Source organism: Blastococcus sp. SYSU DS1024, assembly GCF_054050795.1.
This window is the reverse complement of sequence record NZ_JBJHAA010000003.1, coordinates 249,249-268,318: the sequence shown is the minus strand read 5'-3', so window position 1 is coordinate 268,318 and position 19,070 is coordinate 249,249. Positions and strand designations below refer to the sequence as shown.

At 74.0% G+C, this 19,070-nt stretch carries 16 protein-coding genes; 6 read left to right on the top strand and 10 right to left on the bottom strand.

The genetic code is table 11. The features are described from left to right. Window positions 1-2: 2 nt before the first annotated feature. Window positions 3-1,220 carry a DUF885 domain-containing protein gene (locus ACI79S_RS04630; protein WP_456592266.1) on the bottom strand — a complete coding sequence of 406 codons (1,218 nt, stop codon included), beginning with the start codon at window positions 1,218-1,220 and terminating at the stop codon, window positions 3-5. 23 nt (window positions 1,221-1,243) lie between these two features. Next, window positions 1,244-2,023 carry an isoprenyl transferase gene (locus tag ACI79S_RS04625; RefSeq protein ID WP_456592265.1) on the bottom strand — a complete coding sequence of 260 codons (780 nt, stop codon included), beginning with the start codon at window positions 2,021-2,023 and terminating at the stop codon, window positions 1,244-1,246. Window positions 2,024-2,161: 138 nt separating this feature from the next. Between ACI79S_RS04625 and trhA the strand changes: the two genes are divergently transcribed. After that, window positions 2,162-2,974 (top strand): PAQR family membrane homeostasis protein TrhA, encoded by an 813-nt coding sequence (gene trhA, locus ACI79S_RS04620; protein ID WP_456592264.1) that lies wholly within the window; start codon window positions 2,162-2,164, stop codon window positions 2,972-2,974. A gap of 194 nt (window positions 2,975-3,168) precedes the next feature. On the opposite strand, the gene ACI79S_RS04615 is transcribed toward trhA, so the two are convergent. Then, window positions 3,169-4,422 (bottom strand): geranylgeranyl reductase family protein, encoded by a 1,254-nt coding sequence (locus tag ACI79S_RS04615; protein WP_456592263.1) that lies wholly within the window; start codon window positions 4,420-4,422, stop codon window positions 3,169-3,171. A gap of 33 nt (window positions 4,423-4,455) precedes the next feature. Then, the gene (locus tag ACI79S_RS04610; RefSeq protein ID WP_456592262.1) at window positions 4,456-5,055 is read right to left on the bottom strand and encodes a hypothetical protein; all 600 of its coding nucleotides are present in this window, start codon (window positions 5,053-5,055) and stop codon (window positions 4,456-4,458) included. Between the two features lie 488 nt (window positions 5,056-5,543). On the opposite strand from ACI79S_RS04610, the gene katG reads away from it, so the two are divergent. Then, a complete protein-coding gene (katG, locus tag ACI79S_RS04605) occupies window positions 5,544-7,760 on the top strand; it encodes a catalase/peroxidase HPI (RefSeq protein WP_456592261.1) in 2,217 nt (738 codons plus the stop codon). Window positions 7,761-7,838: 78 nt separating this feature from the next. Here katG and ACI79S_RS04600 read toward each other — a convergent pair whose 3' ends face one another. Next, the gene (locus ACI79S_RS04600; protein ID WP_456592260.1) at window positions 7,839-8,159 is read right to left on the bottom strand and encodes a hypothetical protein; all 321 of its coding nucleotides are present in this window, start codon (window positions 8,157-8,159) and stop codon (window positions 7,839-7,841) included. After that, window positions 8,156-9,043 (bottom strand): mycothiol conjugate amidase Mca, encoded by an 888-nt coding sequence (mca, locus tag ACI79S_RS04595; protein ID WP_456592259.1) that lies wholly within the window; start codon window positions 9,041-9,043, stop codon window positions 8,156-8,158. The genes ACI79S_RS04600 and mca overlap by 4 nt, the downstream gene beginning before the upstream one ends. A gap of 248 nt (window positions 9,044-9,291) precedes the next feature. Here mca and greA point away from each other — a divergent pair, with 248 nt between their 5' ends. Next, window positions 9,292-9,795, top strand: coding sequence for a transcription elongation factor GreA (gene greA / locus ACI79S_RS04590; protein WP_456592258.1), 504 nt, complete (start codon window positions 9,292-9,294; stop codon window positions 9,793-9,795). A gap of 8 nt (window positions 9,796-9,803) precedes the next feature. Beyond that, complete coding sequence (locus tag ACI79S_RS04585) at window positions 9,804-10,136, top strand: RNHCP domain-containing protein (protein ID WP_456592257.1); 333 nt, start codon at window positions 9,804-9,806, stop codon at window positions 10,134-10,136. 122 nt (window positions 10,137-10,258) lie between these two features. Here ACI79S_RS04585 and ACI79S_RS04580 read toward each other — a convergent pair whose 3' ends face one another. The 4 genes from ACI79S_RS04580 to ilvA form a co-directional block, all read right to left on the bottom strand. Continuing rightward, a complete protein-coding gene (locus ACI79S_RS04580) occupies window positions 10,259-12,313 on the bottom strand; it encodes a M3 family metallopeptidase (protein ID WP_456592256.1) in 2,055 nt (684 codons plus the stop codon). A gap of 45 nt (window positions 12,314-12,358) precedes the next feature. Continuing rightward, window positions 12,359-13,165, bottom strand: coding sequence for an ABC transporter permease (locus ACI79S_RS04575; protein WP_456592255.1), 807 nt, complete (start codon window positions 13,163-13,165; stop codon window positions 12,359-12,361). Beyond that, on the bottom strand, window positions 13,162-14,160 hold the full coding sequence (locus ACI79S_RS04570) for an ATP-binding cassette domain-containing protein (protein WP_456592254.1): 999 nt from the start codon (window positions 14,158-14,160) through the stop codon (window positions 13,162-13,164). Before ACI79S_RS04570 ends, ACI79S_RS04575 begins: the two co-directional genes overlap by 4 nt. Window positions 14,161-14,304: 144 nt before the next feature. Then, a complete protein-coding gene (ilvA, locus tag ACI79S_RS04565) occupies window positions 14,305-15,531 on the bottom strand; it encodes a threonine ammonia-lyase (RefSeq protein WP_456592253.1) in 1,227 nt (408 codons plus the stop codon). Between the two features lie 70 nt (window positions 15,532-15,601). Here ilvA and ACI79S_RS04560 point away from each other — a divergent pair, with 70 nt between their 5' ends. Continuing rightward, complete coding sequence (locus tag ACI79S_RS04560) at window positions 15,602-17,080, top strand: sigma 54-interacting transcriptional regulator (RefSeq protein WP_456592252.1); 1,479 nt, start codon at window positions 15,602-15,604, stop codon at window positions 17,078-17,080. A gap of 1 nt (window position 17,081) precedes the next feature. Then, the gene (locus ACI79S_RS04555; protein WP_456592251.1) at window positions 17,082-19,067 is read left to right on the top strand and encodes a VWA domain-containing protein; all 1,986 of its coding nucleotides are present in this window, start codon (window positions 17,082-17,084) and stop codon (window positions 19,065-19,067) included. Window positions 19,068-19,070 lie beyond the last annotated feature (3 nt).

Sequence of the window (19,070 nt, the reverse complement as noted above, 5' to 3'; positions counted from 1 at the left end):
GGTCAGGCGACCCGGATCTCGCCGGCGATCCGCTGCGGGGTGAGCGGCTCGTCGAGCAGGCGGACGAATCGGTCGGCGACGGGCTGGTCCGCCGGCCGGGCGGCCAGCCACCGCGTCAGCAGGTCGAACCCCTCGACGTAGGTGGAGATGTAGGCGCGCCACAGCGGGTCGGTGAGGAAGCGGATCTGCTGCCGCGCGCGCTCCGGGGTCACCAGCGCCCACCGCTGCAGGTACGCCGCCACCTCGTCGGCGCCGGCGCCGCGGTCGTGCAGCAGCACTGCGGCGTCCTGCCGGACCCGGTTGAGCGGCGCGGCCGCCACCGCGATCCGCTCGGCCAGCTCGCCGTCGAACCGCAGACCGAGATCACCGAGGATCTCCTCCGACCAGCGCCCCCAGCCATCCCCGATCGCCGCCGGGACACCCAGATCGGCCAGCCCCTCGGCCATGAGGCACTCGGGGGTGTTGACCAGGAAGACCGTGTGCTCGATGCGGCCGGCCCGCTCGACCAGCCCCTGCTCCTTGCGGCAGTGCTCGGTGTGGTGCCCGGGATAGGACTCGTGCGCCACCAGGTGCGCGAGCTGGGAGAGCCGGTGCGGCAGGTCGGCGTTGATCGCGACGCGGGAGCGGTAGGCGCCCTCGTAGTAGTTGAACCCCGACCACGGCTTGTCGGTGACCACCTCGTAGCGCACCGTCTCGACGTCGGGGAGCCCGTACTGGCCACGCACCCGGTCGCGCAGCGCGCTCGACAGCGCCTGCACCGCGCTCTCCAGCCGGTCCGGCGGGCACTCCTCGCGGCGGCGGTGGGTGGCGTACCGCTCGGCCAGGGCGCCGTCGCCAGGCAGCAGGGCGTCCAGCTCCGCGTGCGCGGCGGCGTAGGCGGCCTCGTCGCCGAGCTCCACGTCGACCTGGAAGTAGGCGCGCACCTCCTCGACGAAGCCGACCGGCTCGCCGCTCATCTTCCGGGCGCCGCACTCCAGGCCGGTCAGCTGACCGCGCAGGAAGGCGGCGCGCTCCTCGGGCAGCCCGGCGGCGTCCAGCTCGCGCAGCAGCTCCCGGGCGCGGTCGCGCAGCCCGCGCGGGGTCGGCGCCGGCTCGTCCCGGACCTGCGCCCGGATCCGCGGGTCACCGGTGTAGGCGTCGACGAAGCCGGGCTCCAGGCGGTCGAAGCGCAGCCCGAGCCGCACGTACTCCAGGGCGACGTCGAGGGGTCCCGCGGTCATGGCGGCCAGTCTCGCAGCCGCCCTCACCCGCCGAAGCGGCGGTGCCGGGCCGAGTAGTCCCGCAGCGCACGCAGGAAATCCACGCGCCGGAAGTCCGGCCAGTAGACGTCGGTGAAGTGGAACTCGGCGTTCGCCGTCTGCCACAGCAGGAACCCCGACATGCGCTGCTCCCCGCTGGTGCGGATGACCAGGTCCGGGTCGGGCTGACCGCGCGTGTACAGGTGTTCTGCGATGTGCTCGACGTCGAGCACCTCCACCAGCTCCTCCAGCGAGGTGCCACGGGTGGCGTGCTCGCTCAGCAGCGAGCGCACGGCGTCGGCGATCTCCCGCCGCCCGCCGTACCCGACCGCCAGGTTGACCGTCGCCCCCGGGCGGTCGCACGTGTCGCGCTCCGCCCGCTCGAGGACGGCGACCGTGCGCGCCGGCAGCACCTCGCGCGCGCCCATGCTGCGGATCCGCCAGCGCCGTCCCGGCCGCGACAGGTCCACCGCGACGTCCTCGATGATCGCGAGCAGCGCGTTGAGCTCGGACTCCGGGCGGCGCAGGTTGTCGGTGGAGAGCATGAACAGGGTGACCACCTGCACCCCGGCGTCGTCGCACCAGCCGAGCAGGTCGGCGATCTTGTCCGCGCCCCGGCGGTGCCCGTGCGCGACGTCCTCGAGCCCGATGGCCCGCGCCCACCGCCGGTTGCCGTCCATGATGACGCCCACGTGCCGCGGCACGTCCGCACCGACCAGCGCCCGCGCCAGCCGCCGCTCGTACACCTGGATGAGCGCGTCACGGACCCGTCGACGCACCCCCACGACGGTCACCCTAGGCCCCCCGCTGCCCGCCGGCCGGGAGCGCTGCGACGTCGTGGCGCCCACGGCGCCGGGTCGCTGGCAGCAAGCTCACAACCCGTCCCGGATGACGCCGCATCACGCCCTCCGTAATCTCGGAGCATGAGCGTCCCTCCCGCCGATCGCGCATCAGTCCGGGTGGAGGCCGACGGGGCGGAGCTGGAGGCCCCCGCCGACCAGGCGGTCGCCACCGTCGCCTCGGAGGGCGAGCAGGTCGAGCGGACCTGGGTGGCCGAGGACTTCGCCGACGCCGACTGGGAGCACCCCGATACCCGGCCGCGCGCGCGGGGCTGGATCCACCTCTTCTCGTTCTTCGGCGCGATCGTCGCCGGCGCGGTGCTCATCCCGCTGGCCTCGATCCAGGGCGCCCGCGCCGGGTGGTCGGTGGCGGTCTACTGCCTGACCATCTGCGGGCTGTTCGGCATCAGCGCGCTCTACCACCGCCGTCGCTGGTCACCGCGCGGCTGGAAGATCATGAAGCGGCTCGACCACTCCATGATCTTCCTGTTCATCGCCGGCACCTACACGCCGTTCGCGCTGCTCGCCGTCGACCAGCCCACGGGCTTCTGGGTGCTCGGCGGGGTGTGGGCCGGCGCGCTGGCCGGTGTCACGCTCAAGATGAGCTGGCCGACGGCGCCGCGCTGGGTCGGCGTCCCCCTCTACATCGGCCTGGGCTGGGTCGCGATCTTCGTCCTCACCGACATCCTGCACATCGCCGGGGTCGCCTCGATGGTCCTGCTCGCCGTCGGCGGTGTGCTCTACACCTTGGGCGGCATCGCCTATGGCCTGAGGTGGCCCAACCCGTGGCCGGGGACCTTCGGCTACCACGAGGTCTTCCACGCGATGACCGTCGTCGCGGCGCTCTGCCACTACATCGCGGTGTACTTCGCGGTGTTCAATTCCCCTTTCGTCTGACTCCGTCAGACGACCGCGGCCAGGTACCGTCCCGGGCTGCGTCGAGCCACTGATTCGCGCCTGCGCGGGACCCTCCGGGCCCCGCTCGGCACGACGCGGCGTTGCCGCGGGTCTCCTCTTCGTCCTGCGTCACGTCCACCTTCGGGGATCCCTCCGGGACCCCGCTCAGGTGGACCGGCTCACGCCGCGCGTGGTCAGGAGAACGGCTTCCTGTCGTCCATCCGCACCGATGCCCTGCCCGCGATGCGCCACAGCCTCGCCACGAGGTCGCGGTCCTCGTCGGTGACCAGGTTGCCCATGACGCGCAGCGCCACCGTCATCAACGGCCGCGAGCGCATGCCGACCGGGCCGGCCAGGGGCAGGAACCGGGGGACGGTGAGCAGCCCGGCCAGCCGCCGGGCGATGGAGAACGCCTCGCCGTAGTGCCGCCGCAGGGTCGCCGGCCACGCCGCCGTCCAGTCGTCCTCGCCCAGCAGCCCGGCCAGGACCCGGCCGGTCTCCAGGCCGTAGTCGATGCCCTCCCCGTTGAGCGGGTTCACGCAGCCGGCCGCGTCGCCCACCAGCGCCCAGTTGCGGCCGGCCACCCCGGACACCGCACCCCCCATGGGCAGCAGCGCGGAGGTCACGTCCCGGACCTTCCCGTCCAGCTGCCACTCCCCGCGCCGGGTCTCGGCGTAGAACTCCAGCAGGGACTTCAGCTGCACCCCGGCCGGCCGGCGCGCGGTCGCCAGCGTGCCCACACCCAGGTTGACCTCGCCGGCCTCCCGGCCCAGCGGGAAGACCCAGCCGTAGCCCGAGAGCAGCTCTCCCTCGGTACCGCGCAGCTCCAGGTGGGAGCTGATCCACTCGTCGTCGCTGCGACCGGAGCGCACGTAGCTGCGTGCGGCCACCCCGTAGGCGGTGTCGCGGTGCCACTCCCGGCCCAGCACCCGGCCCAGCGGTGACCGGACTCCGTCGGCGACGACGAGCCGTCGGCACGTGATCGTCGTCGTCCCACCGTCGGCGTCCTCGAAGACGACCGCGCGCACCCGGTCCCCGTCGCGCTCGACGTCGACGGCGCGGGCCCCGTCGACCGGCCTCGCACCGGCGTCGAGCGCGACCTGCCGGATGCGCGCGTCCAGTTCGGTCCGCGGCACCGCGCTGCCGTGGTCGGGGAACGCACCGCCCGGCCAGGGCAGCTGCCACTCACGGCCGAACCCGGCGGCGCGCAGGCCGCGGTTGCGGGCCTTCGACCGCGCCCAGTCCCCCAGCCCCAGGTGGTCCAGCTCGGCGACCGCCCGCGGGGTCAGCCCGTCGCCGCAGGTCTTGTCCCGGGGGAAGACCGCGGCGTCGGCCAGCACCACGTCGCGGCCGGTGCGGGCCGCCCACGCGGCGGCGGCGGCGCCCGCCGGGCCGGCGCCCACCACGAGGACGTCGGTGGCTTCGGGGACGGCGGGGGCGGGGGGCACGGAACCAGTGTCCCTTCCCGCCGGCCACCGGGATCAGCCGACCTGCGGCCCCCGGGCCCGGACCTCCTCGACCGAGGCCATGGCGTGCCGCAGCTCGGCCAGCCACTCGTCGGCGTGCCGGCCGACCAGGCGCACCGCCCACACCAGCGCCTCCGACCGCGAGCGCGCCACCCCGGCGTCGACGAGGGTGTCGAGGACCAGCCGCTCGGGCTGGCGGAGGCGGGTCATGACCGGCACGGAGGCGTGGGTGAACAGCTGACGGGTACCGCCGCAGGCCGCGCCCCACGCCACCGACCGGCCGTAGCGCTCCTGCGCCGCGTCGGCGATGGCCATCCGCCGGGCCCGGGTCTCCTCGCGGAACCGCTCGATCCGTCCGGCGCGGGCGGCGTCGGCGTCGCCCTCCCCGGCGGCCGGCTCCTCCAGGGTGCCGACGACGGTGATCTCGTCCCGGTCGACGGTGAGCTCGACCGGCCCGGTGAACCAGCCGTCGGGCAGGCGCCCGGCGAACCAGCCGGCGACCTCGGCCCGGTCCACCGGCGGCGGGGCGTCGGACCCGCGGCCTCCAGAGCCGCCACCCCGCCCCCGGCGGGACCCGGGGCCGAAGGGGCCGTCGGCGAATCGATGAGCGTGCATGGCGACCTCCTGGTGCGTTGATTACACAGTTGCACCGTAAGCGCGACGACGTGCGGCGGGAAGGCAGATCGCTGCGCCCAGAGCGGACAGCGGTGCCCATCCGGGTGCGTGCCGGACGCCCTGCCGCGACGGAGCCAGGAGAGACTGGATCTGATCCGGAGAAGCCTTCACGATGATCCCGTGCCCGACCCCGTGGGAACTCGGACGCGACCTGCGCACCGTGGGCCTGCGCGTCACCCGCCCACGCCCGGCGGTGCCGCGCGCCGTCCACGCACCTCCCCCGCTCGGCACCGGCGCCCTGGTCGCTGCCGCCCGCGATCGGCTGGGCGCGGCCTCGCACCTGGCCGTCCACGACGCCCTGCGGGCGCTCACCGACAGCGGCCTCGCGCGGCGGAACCCGCCGCAGGGGCCGCTGCCCCGCCTGCGCCACCGCCTGACCCGACGACCGTTCGCCCGCCCACCCCACCGCACCCCCAGGAAGGCACGCCGTGAAGGACGAGACCAACAAGGTCCAGACCGACAGCACCAGCGAGAGCGAGAACCCGGCGATCCCGTCGCCGACGCAGGTCACCAACCGGCGTCCGCAGAGCAACCGGGACTGGTGGCCCAACCAGGTCGACCTCTCGGTGCTGAACAAGCCCTCGAAGGACTCCGACCCGCTGGGCGACCTCGACTACCGGGCCGCGGTCGCGACGCTCGACGTCGAGGCGGTCAAGCGGGACGTCGTCGAGGTGATGCGCACCTCGCAGGACTGGTGGCCGGCCGACTGGGGCCACTACGGCCCGCTGTTCATCCGGATGTCCTGGCACGCGGCCGGCACCTACCGCATCGCCGACGGCCGCGGCGGCGGTGGCCAGGGCGGGCAGCGCTTCGCCCCGCTCAACAGCTGGCCGGACAACGCCAACCTGGACAAGGCCCGCCGCCTGCTGCTGCCGATCAAGCAGAAGTACGGCCGCGCGCTCTCCTGGGCCGATCTGCTCCTGCTCGCCGGCAACGTCGCCCACGACGACATGGGCCTGAAGACCTTCGGGTTCGCCTTCGGCCGCGAGGACACCTGGCAGCCCGAGGAGGTCTTCTGGGGCCCCGAGGACACCTGGCTCGGCGACGAGCGCTACGCCGACAACGCGCCCCTCGACCTCGACGAGGGGCACCTCGCCGCCGTCACCATGGGGCTGATCTACGTCAACCCGGAGGGGCCGAAGGGCCGGCCCGACCCGGTCGCCTCCGCCCACGACATCCGCGTGACCTTCAACCGCATGGGCATGACCGACGAGGAGACCGTCGCCCTCATCGCCGGCGGCCACACGTTCGGCAAGACCCACGGCGCCGGCAACCCCGAGCTCATCGGCCCGGAGCCCGAGGGCTGCCCGGTGCACGGCAACGGCCTGGGCTGGATCAGCCAGCACGGCACCGGCAAGGGCGCCGACACCATCACCAGCGGTCTCGAGGGCGCCTGGACGCCGACGCCGACCACCTGGGACAACACCTACTGGGAGACCCTGTTCGGCTACGACTGGGAGCTCGTCGAGAGCCCGGCCGGCGCCAAGCAGTGGCAGCCGTCGAACCCCGAGGCGCAGGAGCTCGTCCCCGACGCGCACATCGCGGGCAAGAAGAACCCGCCGATGATGGCGACCACGGACCTCGCCCTCATCCAGGACCCGGGCTTCCGGGAGATCTCGGAGCGGTTCTCCGCCGACCCCGAGTACTTCGCCGACGCCTACGCCCGCGCCTGGTTCAAGCTGCTGCACCGCGACATGGGCCCCAAGAGCCGCTACCTCGGCCCGGACGTCCCCGCCGAGGACCTGATCTGGCAGGACCCGGTTCCCGCGGTCGACCACGAGCTGGTCGGCGAGACCGAGATCGCCGACCTCTCTTCTCGCCTCCTCGCCTCCGGCCTGACCGTGTCGCAGCTGGTGCACACCGCCTGGTCGGCCGCGGCGTCCTACCGCGGCACCGACAAGCGCGGTGGGGCCAACGGCGCCCGGCTGCGGCTCGAGCCGCAGATCGGGTGGGCGGTCAACGAAGGCGTCCGGGACGTGCTGCCGGTGCTGGAGCGGGTCAGGCAGTCGTTCGAGTCCGAGACCGGCAAGCGGATCTCGCTGGCCGACCTCATCGTGCTCGGCGGCTCCGCCGCGGTGGAGAAGGCAGCGGCGGACGCCGGCGTGCAGGTCACCGTCCCCTTCCACCCCGGGCGCACCGACGCCTCGCAGGAGCAGACCGACGTCGACAACTTCCGCTGGCTCGAGCCGCGGGCCGACGGCTTCCGCAACTGGATCTCCCCCGGCAGCAAGCTCGAGCCGGAGACGCTGCTGGTCGACCGGGCCTACATGCTCGAGCTCACGGCCAAGGAGATGACGCTGCTGGTCGGCGGGCTGCGCGTGCTCGGTGCGAACACCGGCGGCGTGCAGCACGGCGTCTTCACCGACCGCCCGGGCGTCCTCTCGCAGGACTTCTTCCGCAACCTGCTCGACCTGGGCATCCAGTGGCGCACCTCGGCCGAGACCGACGGCGTCTACGAGGGGCTGGACGCCGACGGCACCGTGGTGCGCACCGCCACCGCCGCGGACCTGGTGTTCGGCTCCAACTCGATCCTGCGCGGCATCGTCGAGGTCTACTCGGCCGACGACGCGAAGGAGAAGTTCGTGCGCGACTTCGTCGCCGCCTGGGTCAAGGTCATGGAGCTCGACCGCTACGACCTCGGGTGAGCGCCACCCGCACCTGGACGCCCCGGCCCGCCTCGCGCGGTCCGGGGCGTCCGCCCGGGCATGCCCCGAGGGCCGGCGTCAGCGCCGGTCGTCGCCGTCGCGCCGGGGGGCCTCGATGGCCAGCGGCGCGCGCCGCAGCGTGTCGAGCAGCTCCTGGCCGGGCTCGCGCTCCTCGACCAGCCCGGCCGGGGAGTCGGGGACGACGACCGGTGGCTCGCGGTCGGCCGGGTCGAAGCTGCGCGGCAGCCGGTTGAGGTGGCCGCTCATCGACCTGACCAGCAGGGCCGCGGCGATCAGGAGCACCACGATCAGGAACAGGCCGAGCGGGCCGGCCTTGCCGACGTCCTCGGGGGCCTGCTGCTGGGCGGCGGCGAGCAGGGTCAGGGTCGTTCCGGTCATCGGGTGGTCACCTCGCTGCGGATGCCGGCGAACAGGTCGTCCTCCGGCGTGGGGGTGTCGACCAGCGAGCGGGCCAGCTCGTAGTCCTCGGTGGGCCACACCTGCTGCTGGGTCTCCACCGGGCACGCGAACCAGCGGCCCAGCGGATCGATCTGGGTGGCGTGCGCGATCAGCGCGGCGTCGCGCACCGGGAAGTACTCGGCGCACGGGACGCGGGTGGTGACGCGGTGGGAGACGTCGTGCGCCGGGTCCCACTTCGCCAGCCACTCGGCGTAGGGCGACTCCGCGCCGGTCTTGAGGATCGCCTCGTGCAGCGCCTTCGTCCGCGGCAGCGTGAAGCTCATGTGGTAGTAGAGCTTGCTGACCTGCCAGGGCTCACCCAGCTCGGGGTACCGGTCGGGGTCGCCGGCCGCCTCGAAGGCGTGCACCGAGATCTCGTGGGTCTTGATGTGGTCGGGGTGCGGGTAGCCGCCACGCTCGTCGTAGGTGGTCATCACCTGCGGCTTGAACCGCCTGATGAGTTCGACGAGGGGCGCCGCGGCCTCCTCCACCGGCACCAGCGCGAAGCACCCCTCGGGCAGCGGCGGCAGCGGGTCGCCCTCGGGCAGCCCCGAGTCGACGAAGCCGAGGAACTCCTGCTCGATCCCGAGGATCTCGCGCGCCCTCGCCATCTCCTCCACCCGGATCTGCGGGAGCCGCTCCCAGACCTCGGGACGGTCCATCGCGGGGTTGAGCACCGAGCCGCGCTCCCCGCCGGTGGCGGTGGCCACCATGACACGAACGCCCTCGGCGACGTACTTCGCCATCGTGGCGGCGCCCTTGCTCGACTCGTCGTCCGGATGAGCGTGCACCGCGAGCAGGCGCAACTGGTCGGGTTGGGTCACCGGCACAGTGTCCCTCGCCGGGCGACGCGAGTGGCGGACGCCCACCCGGGTGTGGCCGACGACTCCCAGGTCAGCCCCCCGTCCGGGCGGAACGTGTCGTCCGTCACGCACCGATGCGCTACGGTTCCGCATCCGCCCGCGATGCGCCGCAGCGGTGCATCGGCCCGCGCCGCGGTGTTAGCTTGGCCGGATCGACCACGGTCGTCCCACACCGGGACGCGCACCCGATATCCCAGGAGTTCTCCCACGTGTCCACCCCCACTGACGAGCAGGACCAGGGCATCTGGCTCACCCAGGAGGCCCACGACCGGCTGAAGGCCGAGCTCGACCAGCTGGTGGCGAACCGCCCGGCCATGGCCGCCGAGATCAACGCCCGCCGCGAAGAGGGCGACCTCAAGGAGAACGGCGGCTACCACGCTGCCAAGGAGGAGCAGGGCAAGCAGGAGGGCCGGATCCGCCAGCTCACCGACCTGCTCCGCAAGGCGCGGGTCGGGGACGCCCCGAAGACCGCCACGAACGCCGCCCTGGGCACGGTGATCACGATCAAGTTCGCCGGGGACGACGAGACCGAGAAGTTCCTGCTCGGCTCGCGCGAGATCGCCGGCACCACCGAGCTCACCGTCTACTCCCCCGAGTCGGCGCTCGGCTCGGCGATCATGGGCGCCGAGCCCGGCACCTCGGTGACCTACCAGACGCCGAACGGCAAGGACATCACCGTCGAGGTCGTCGCGGTCGAGCCGTTCGTCCCCTGACCGGGCCGGTGAGCGCACCCCGCGCCCGCTCCCGGCGGGCGGAGAACACCGGGTTCGCGTGCGTGCACTGCACGACGCCGGTGCCGGCCAACACCGACGGGCACTACCGCAACCACTGCCCGTACTGCCTGTGGTCGCTGCACGTCGACGACCTGCCCGGTGACCGGGCGAGCGAGTGCCGGCAGCCGATGGAGCCGATCGGGCTGGTGGAGAAGTCGGGCAAGGGCTGGCAGGTGGTCCACCGCTGCACGGCGTGCGGCCACCGCCAGCCCAACCGGCTGGTGCGCGACGGGGACGCCCCCGACGACCTCGACCTGGTGCTCTCGCTGCCCTGGCTCTGACACCGCGATCCTCGGATCGCACCGCGGCCACGAGCCGTCCTCCCGCACCGCAGCGCGTCCTCCCTCACCGCCCACCGTGAGGGAGGACGCGCCATGATCAGGTCACCTGATCATGGCTCCGGTCACGACCGGGCGAGGCCGCGGCGGCGCAGCAGCGGGCCCGGGTCGGCGTCGCGGCCGCGGACGGCGCGGAAGGCGGCCAACGGGTCCACCGATCCGCCCACCGCGAGCAGCCGCTGCCGGAAGACGTCCCCGTTCTCCCGCCGCAGGCCCCCGTTCTCCTTGAACCACTCCACGGTGTCGGCGTCGAGCACCTCCGACCAGATGTAGGAGTAGTAGCCGGCCGAGTAGCCGCCGGCGAAGACGTGCTGGAAGTACGTCGTCCGGTAGCGCGGCGGCACCAGCGCCGAGGCCACGCCGGCGGCCGCGAGGGCCGCCCGCTCGAACTCCACCGGGTCCCCGATCTCGCTGTCGGGCGTGAGGCGGTGCCACGCCTGGTCCAGCAGCGTGGCGGCCAGGTACTCGAGGGTGGCGAAGCCCTCGCCCCACAGCTGCGCGGCGTCGATCGCCGCCACCACCGATGCCGGCAGCGGCTCGTCGGTCTCCACGTGCCGGGCGTAGTGCGACAGGACCTCGGGCCAGAGCGCCCACATCTCGTTGACCTGGCTGGGGAACTCCACGAAGTCCCGCGGCACGGCGGTGCCCGCGAACCGCGGGTAGGTCACCGCCGAGCTCAGCCCGTGCAGCGCGTGGCCGAACTCGTGGAAGAGCGTGTTCACCTCGTCGAGGGTCAGCAGCGTGGGCCGGCCGTCCGGGGCGCGGGTGACGTTGAGGTTGTTGACGACGACCGGGCGGGTACCCAGCAGGCGCGACTGGCGGACGAAGGAGCTCATCCACGCCCCGCCGCGCTTGCCCTCCCGGGCGAAGAAGTCGCCCAGGTACAGCCCGACCTCGGCGCCGTCGGCGTCCCGCACCTCCCACACCCGGACGTCGGGGTGGTAGCCGGCCAGGTGGGGGCACGGGGTGAAGCGGAAGCCGTAGAGCAGCTCGGCGGCCCGGAAGACGCCGTCGACCAGCACCCGGTCGAGCTCGAACCACGCCCGCAGCGCCGTGGTGTCGACGGCGTACCGCTCGGCCCGCACCCGCTCGCTGTAGTACGCCCAGTCCCAGGCCGCCAGCTCGACACCGTCGCCGGCGGCGAGCTCGCGCAGCACCTCGGCCTCGGCCTCGGCGTTCGCCACCGACGCCGGCACCATCGAGCGCAGCACCGCGTCGACCGCGGCGGTGGTCCGCGCGGTCGAGTCGGCGAGCACCAGGTCGGCGTGGGTGTCGAAGCCCAGCAGCCGCGCCCGCTCGGCCCGCAGCCGGGCGATGCGCTCGGCAACCGGCCGGTTGTCGTGCTCCCCCGCCGACGCCCGGCTCACCGACGCCTCGAACACCCGGCGCCGCAGCCCCCGGTCGCGCAGCTTGGCCAGCACCGGCTGACCGGTGGGCAGCACCAGGGTGAGCAGGTACCCGTCGAGCCCGCGGTCGGTGGCCGCGCGCGCCGCGGCCGCCAGCTCCTCCTCGCTCAGCCCGTCGAGCTCCCGGGCATCCTCGACCCGCACCGCCGCTGCCTCCGTGGCCAGCTGCAGGTTCTGCCCGAACGTCGTCGAGAGCTCCGAGAGCTGCTGGTTCAGCTCACCGAGCCGGGCCCGGCCGGCGTCGTCGAGCCGGGCGCCGGCGAGCACGAAGTCGAGGTGGTAGCGCTCCACCAGCCGCACCGACTCGGCGTCCAGGCCGGCGGTGTCCCGGGCGGCGTGCACGGCATCGATGCGGGCGAACAGCGCCGGGTCCAGCCGCAGGGCGTCGTCGTGGGCCGCGGCGAGCGGGGCGATCTCGCGCTCGATCTCCCGCAGCCGCGGCGTCGCCACCGACGAGGAGAGGTTGCCGAAGACCGACCAGGCCCGGTCGAGCAGCGCGCCGGACCGCTCCAGTGCCACCACCGTGTTCTCGAACGTCGGCTGCTCGTCCGACCCGACGATGGCCGCCACCTCCCGGCGCTGCTCGGCCATCCCGGCGAGCAGCGCCTCCCGGCAGTGCTCGAGGGTGATGTCGGCGAACGGCGGCAGCCGGAACGGCAGGTCGGACGGCGCGGCGAGGGGGTTGTCGGCGGCGAGTGCCTCGGGAGTGTTCATCACCGCCATTACATCGCGGTCCTCGGCGAACCCGGCCGGCGTCCCTCAGCGGCCGGCGGCGTACCGGTAGGTGCGCACCGACAGCGGCACGAACACCGCCAGGATGAGCACCACCCAGATCAGCGTGTAGAGCACCGGGTTCTGCAGCGACCAGGCGTCCGGCGTCGGCGCCAGCGGCGAGGTGTTGCCGAAGAGGTTGCGCGCCGACTGGACCACGGCCGACACCGGGTTCCACTCGGCGAAGCTGCGCAGCACCGACGGGAAGGACTCCAGCGGGACGAACGTGTTGGCCACGAACGTCAGCGGGAAGATGACGATGAAGCTGGCGTTGTTGACCACCTCCGGGGTCCGCACGAGCAGCCCGACCATCGCCATGAGCCAGGAGATGGCGTAGGCGAACAGCAGCAGGACCAGGAACCCCGCGATCGCCTCCCCGACCGAGGAGTGGATCCGCCAGCCGACCACCAGGCCGGTCAGCGCCATCACCGTGATCGAGATGGTGTTCAGCCCGGCGTCGGCGACGGTGCGGCCGATCAGCACCGCCGAGCGGGACATCGGTAGCGAGCGGAACCGGTCGATGAGCCCCTTCTGCAGGTCCTCGGCCAGGCTCGCGCCCGTGGTCGTGCTCCCCAGCACGATCGTCTGGGCGAAGATCCCGGGCAGCAGGAACTCCCCGTAGCTCGTGCCCGGCGGCAGTTGGATCGCGCCGCCGAAGACGTACCGGAACAGCAGCACGAACATGATCGGCGACAGCGTCGCGAACACGATCAGGTCGGGCACGCGCTTGACCTTGATCAGGTTGCGCTTGGTGATGACGACGCTGTCGGAGAGCGTCGCGGCCATGCTGCTCATCGGGCACCTCCGGTGACAGCCGGCTCGGCCGTCGTCTCGTCGTCGGTGGCGACCTCCTCGGCCGCGCGGCCGGTCAGCGCCAGGAAGACGTCGTCCAGGTCGGGCCGGCGCAGCCCCACGTCGATGATCTCGGGGATCCGGCCGTCGAGCCGGCGCAGCGCCTCGGCGAGCACCGCCGCACCGCCGCTCACCGGCAGCGACAGCCGGCGCGCCTGCACGTCGACCACCGGGTCCTCGACGGCGAGCGGGCGCAGCCGCTCGACGACGTCGGGCAGCACCGCGGCATCGGTGACCGTCAGCTCCAGCCGCTGCCCGCCGACCTGGGCCTTGAGCTCGTCGGCGGTGCCGCGGGCGATGACCCGGCCCCGGTCGATGACGACCATCCGGTCGGCCAGCCGGTCGGCCTCCTCCAGGTACTGGGTGGTGAGCAGGATCGTCGTCCCACCACCGGCCAGGTCGGCGATGAACTCCCACATGGCCAGCCGGCTGCGCGGGTCCAGGCCGGTCGTCGGCTCGTCGAGGAAGAGCACGCGCGGGCGGGCGATCAGCGAGGCGGCGATGTCCAGCCGCCGGCGCATGCCGCCCGAGTAGGTCTTCGCCGGCCGATCGGCCGCGGCGGAGAGGTCGAACCGCTCCAGCAGCTCACCGGCCCGCCGGCGCGACTCCGCCCGGCCGAGCCGGTAGAGCCGCCCCACCATCTCCAGGTTCTCGAACCCGGTGAGGTACTCGTCCACGGCGGCGTACTGGCCGGTGAGACCGATCGCCGCGCGCACCCGGTCGGCGTCGCGCACCACGTCGAGGCCCACCACCTCCGCCCGCCCCTCGTCCGCGGCCAGCAGCGTGGTGAGGATGCGCACCACCGTCGTCTTGCCCGCGCCGTTCGGGCCGAGGAGCCCGAGCACCGAGCCCTCGGCCACCGTCAGGTCCACTCCGTCGAGCGCGGTGGTCGCACCGAAGCGCTTGACCAACCCCTCGACGACGATCGCGTCGGTCATGCCGCGGACGCTAGGCCCGCCCACCGACAGTTCCCCACCGCTTTTCTCCGTCGCGTGCACGCGCTGCTCCTCCGCCCCGCCCCGCAGGTGCGGGACGGCAACCAGGACCGCCCGGGACCGGGGAACTCATCGGTCCGGCCGCGGCTACTCCGGCGTGACGGCGTACCCGGCGGCGCGCAGCGCCCCGATGACCTCCCCGGCGTGCGCGGGGCCCCGGGTCTCGACGACGACGAAGACCTCCACCTCGCCGATGCCGAGGCGGGTCGAGGTCCGCTCGTGCTCGACCTCCAGCACGTTGGCGCCCACCGCGGCGAGTTCCGCGAGGACGGCGGCCAGCGAGCCCGGCCGATCGGGCACCCGCAGCCGCAGGGACAGGTACCGCCCGCCCGCCGCCATGCCGTGCTGCACGACCTTGAGCAGCAGCACCGGGTCGATGTTGCCGCCGGAGACGACGGCGACCAGCGGGGGCTCGAACGCCCGTGGATCGGCCAGGACAGCGGCGACCGCGGCCACACCCGCGGGCTCGACGACCAGCTTCGCCCGCTCCAGGCAGAACAGCAGTGCCCGCGAGAGGTCCTCCTCGCTGACCGTGCGCACCTCGTCGACCAGCCCCCGCACGTGGGCGAGGGTCAGGTCGCCGGGCGCGGGGACGGCGATGCCGTCGGCCATCGTCGACATGGTCTCCAGCGCGACCGGCCGCCCGGCGGCCAGCGAGCCCGGGAAGGCGGCGGCCTCCTCGGCCTGCACGGCCACCACCCGGACGTCGGGACGGCGCTCCTTCACCGCGGCCGCGATGCCCGAGACCAGCCCGCCGCCGCCGGCGCAGACCAGCACCGTCGCCAGCTCCGGGCACTGCTCGAGCACCTCCAGCCCGACGGTGCCCTGGCCCGCGATCACGTCCGGGTGGTCGAAGGGGTGGATGAACACCGCGCCGGTGCGCTCGGCGTGCTCCGCCGCGGCGAGCAGCGGCTCGGCCAGGGACTGGCCGAACATCTCGACGCGCGCGCCGTAGGCCTCGGTGGCCGCCACCTTCGGCAGCGGTGCGGTCTCGGGCATGTAGACCGTCGCCTCGGCGCCGAGCAGCCGGGCGGCGAGGGCCACCCCCTGGGCGTGGTTGCCGGCGCTGGCGGCGACCACGCCGCGGGCCCGCTCCTCGTCGGTCAGCCGCGCGATCCGGGTGTAGGCGCCGCGGAGCTTGAAGGAGCCGGTGCGCTGGAGGTTCTCGCACTTGAGCCAGACCGGTCCCCCGACGCGGTCGGCCAGCCCCCGGGAGTGCTCCAGCGGGGTGCGCCGGACGACACCGGCGAGCAGCTCCGCCGCCGCCGCGACGTCGGCACCGCTGACCAGAGGAGGACCGCCGGAACCTGCCATGCGTCGATCCTGGCAGGGGCCGTCGTCCGCGACCGACCAGGACGCGCGCGGCCGTCGTACCGTGGCGGGGGTGACGGACACCCCGGGTGCCACCACCGCACCGGCCACCCCTTCCCCCGCACCCACGACGCTCGGCGAGCTCCGCGCGAGCGGCGCCACCTCCCGCCCGGTCAAGGCGGAGATCCGCGCCAACCTGCTCGCCCGCCTGGCCGAAGGCTCGCCCACCCTGCCCGGCATGGTCGGTTTCGAGGAGACCGTCCTGCCCGAGGTCGAGCGGGCCCTCATCGCCGGCCACGACCTGGTCCTGCTCGGCGAGCGCGGCCAGGGCAAGACCCGCCTGATCCGCACCCTCGTCGGCCTGCTCGACGAGTGGACCCCGGTGCTCGTCGGCAGCGAGCTCAACGAGCACCCGCTGCAGCCCATCAGCGTCTGGGCGCACCGGCAGATCGCCGAGCACGGTGACGCCACCCCGGTCGGCTGGCTGCACCGCAGCGAACGCTTCGGCGAGAAGCTGGCCACCCCGGACACCAGCGTCGGCGACCTGATCGGCGACGTCGACCCGATCAAGGTGGCCGAGGGCCGCACGCTGGGCGACCCGGAGACCGTGCACTACGGGTTGGTCCCCCGCACCAACCGGGGCATCTTCAGCGTCAACGAGCTGCCCGACCTGGCCGAGCGCATCCAGGTCGCGCTGCTCAACGTGCTGGAGGAGCGCGACATCCAGATCCGCGGCTACCGGGTGCGGCTGCCGCTGGACCTGCTGCTGGTCGCGAGCGCGAACCCGGAGGACTACACGAACCGGGGGCGGATCATCACCCCGCTCAAGGACCGGTTCGGCGCCGAGGTGCGCACCCACTACCCGATCGAGCTCGCCGACGAGATCCGGCTGCTGCACCAGGAGGCGCGGACCAGCGGGCTCGGCAGCCCCGCGGGCGCCGCCTCCCTGGACACCCCCGTCGTCCCCGAGCACCTGGTCGAGATCGTCGCCCGGTTCACCCGGCTGGTGCGCGAGTCCAGCCACGTCGACCAGCGCTCCGGGGTCAGCGCCCGGTTCGCCATCGCGGGGCTGGAGACCGTCGCCGCCTCCGCCGTCCGCCGGGCCGCGGTCGCCGGCGAGACCCGGCCGGTCGCGCGGGTGGTCGACCTGCCGAGCATCGTCCCGGCCAGCCGCGGCAAGGTCGAGTTCGCCGACGCCGGTGCCGATCCCGACGACGACCGCGAGCTGGAGATCCTGGAGCACCTGCTTCGCCAGGCCACGGCGCAGACGTTCCGCGCGCGGTGCGCGGGCCTCGACCTCACCGGCCTGCAGGAGCACTTCACCGGCGGGGAGACCGTCGAGTCCGGCGACCTCGTCCCGGCCCCGGCCCTGCTGGGGCAGCTGGGCACCGTCCCGAAGCTCGCCGAGCTGCTCGGCCGGCTCGGGGTGCCCGAGGGCGACCAGTCCGCCGAGCAGGCGGCGGCCGCGGTGGAGTTCGCCCTGGAGGGCCTGCACCTCACCCGCCGGCTGGCGAAGGACACCGACGGCGGCCGCACCGTGTACGGGGCCTGAGGTGGGCACGCGCCGGCCCCGCGGCTACCGGTACGGCGAGTGGCGGGGCGGCCCCGACCCGCTGGCCCCGCCGTACGACCTCGGCGACGCCGTGGACGAGATCGGCGACTCGGTGCTCGACGGCAGCGGCGTCCGGGAGGCGTTGCGCGAGCTGCTGCGCCGCGGCACGCAGGGCCGGCAAGGCCTGGACGAGCTGCGCCGGCAGGTGCGCGACCGACTGCGCCAGGCCCGCACCGCCGGGCGGATGGACGGCACGCTGCAGGAGGTGCGCGAGCTGCTCGACCGCGCCGTGCAGGCCGAACGGCGGGAGCTGTTCCCCGATCCGGACGACGCCGCGCGGCTGGCCGAGGCCGAGCTGGACGCCCTGCCCGAGGACACCGCGGGCGCCGTCCGCGCGCTCAAGGACTGGTCGTGGCGCTCGGCGGAGGGCCGGCAGGCCTACGAGCAGATCCAGGACCTGCTGCGCCGGGAGGTGCTCGACAGCTCCTTCGCGTCGATGAAGCAGGCGCTGGAGAACGCCACCGAGGCCGACATGCAGGCGGTCAAGGACATGGTCGCCGACCTCTCCCGGCTGGTCGACGCGCACAACCGCGGCGAGGACACCGACCAGCAGTTCGCCGACTTCATGGAGCAGCACGGCCAGTTCTTCCCGGACGACCCGGAGTCCGTGGAGGAGCTGATCGACTCGCTGGCCCGCCGGGCCGCGGCGCAGCAGCGGATGATGGCCGGCCTCTCCCCCGAGCAGCGGGCCGAGCTGGCCGAGCTGATGGCGCAGACGATGGAGGACATGGGGCTGGCCAGCGAGATGGCCCACCTCTCCGACGCGCTGCGCCAGGCCCGCCCCGACCTGCCCTGGGGGCAGCGCGGCCAGGTGCCCGACGGCGAGCAGGGGCTCGGCATGGGCGACGCCACCACCGCCGTCGCCGAGCTCGCCGACCTGGAGGCGCTGTCCAACCAGCTGTCGCAGGGCTACGCCGGGGCGTCGCTTGCCGACGTCGACGAGGAGCTGCTCGAGCGCGCGCTGGGCCGCTCGGCCGCCGACGACCTCGCCGCGCTCCGCCAGCTCGAACGCGAGCTGGAGCGCCAGGGCTACCTCAACCGCTCCGGCGGCACCCTGGAGCTCTCGCCCAAGGCGGTCCGCCGGCTCGGCGCCACCGCGCTGCGCCGGGTGTTCGCGCAGCTCGACGCCACCGGCCGCGGCGAGCACGACGTCGCCGACGCCGGGGCGGCCGGGGAGCTCACCGGCGGCTCCCGGGAGTGGCGGTTCGGTGACGAGCAGCCGCTGGACGTCGTCCGCACCGTCCGCAACGCCGTGCTGCGGACGGCGGGCGAGCCACGCCGGGAGGGGCAGCGGCGGGTCCGCATCGCCGTCGAGGACTTCGAGGTGGTGGAGACCGAGCGGCGCACCGGCGCCGCCGTCGCCCTGCTGGTCGACCTCTCCTACTCGATGGCGCTGCGCGGCACGTGGGGCGCGGCCAAGTCGACGGCGATGGCGCTGCACTCGCTGGTGACGACGCGGTTCCCGCAGGACGCCATCGAGATCATCGGCTTCTCCTCCACGGCCCAGGTGCTGCGCCCGGAGACGCTCGCCGAGCTCAGCGTCGACACCCTGCAGGGGACCAACCTGCAGCACGGGCTGATGCTGGCCCGCCGGTTCCTCGCACGGCACCGCGACGCCGAGCCGGTGGTGCTGGTGGTCACGGACGGGGAGCCGACCGCCCACCTGGAGGACGACGGGACGCCGTACTTCTGCTGGCCGCCGATGCCCGAGACGATCGCCCGCACGGTGGCCGAGGTGGAACGGGTCGCCCGGTCCGGCGCGACGGTGAACGTCTTCGCCCTCGACCCCGATCCGGGGCTGGTCCACTTCGTGCACGACCTGACCCAGCGCGCCGGCGGACGGGTGTTCGAGCCGGACGCCGACCGGCTGGGCGAGTACGTCGTCGCCGACTACCTGCGGACCCGCCGCGGCCGCCGCGCCCGCTGACGC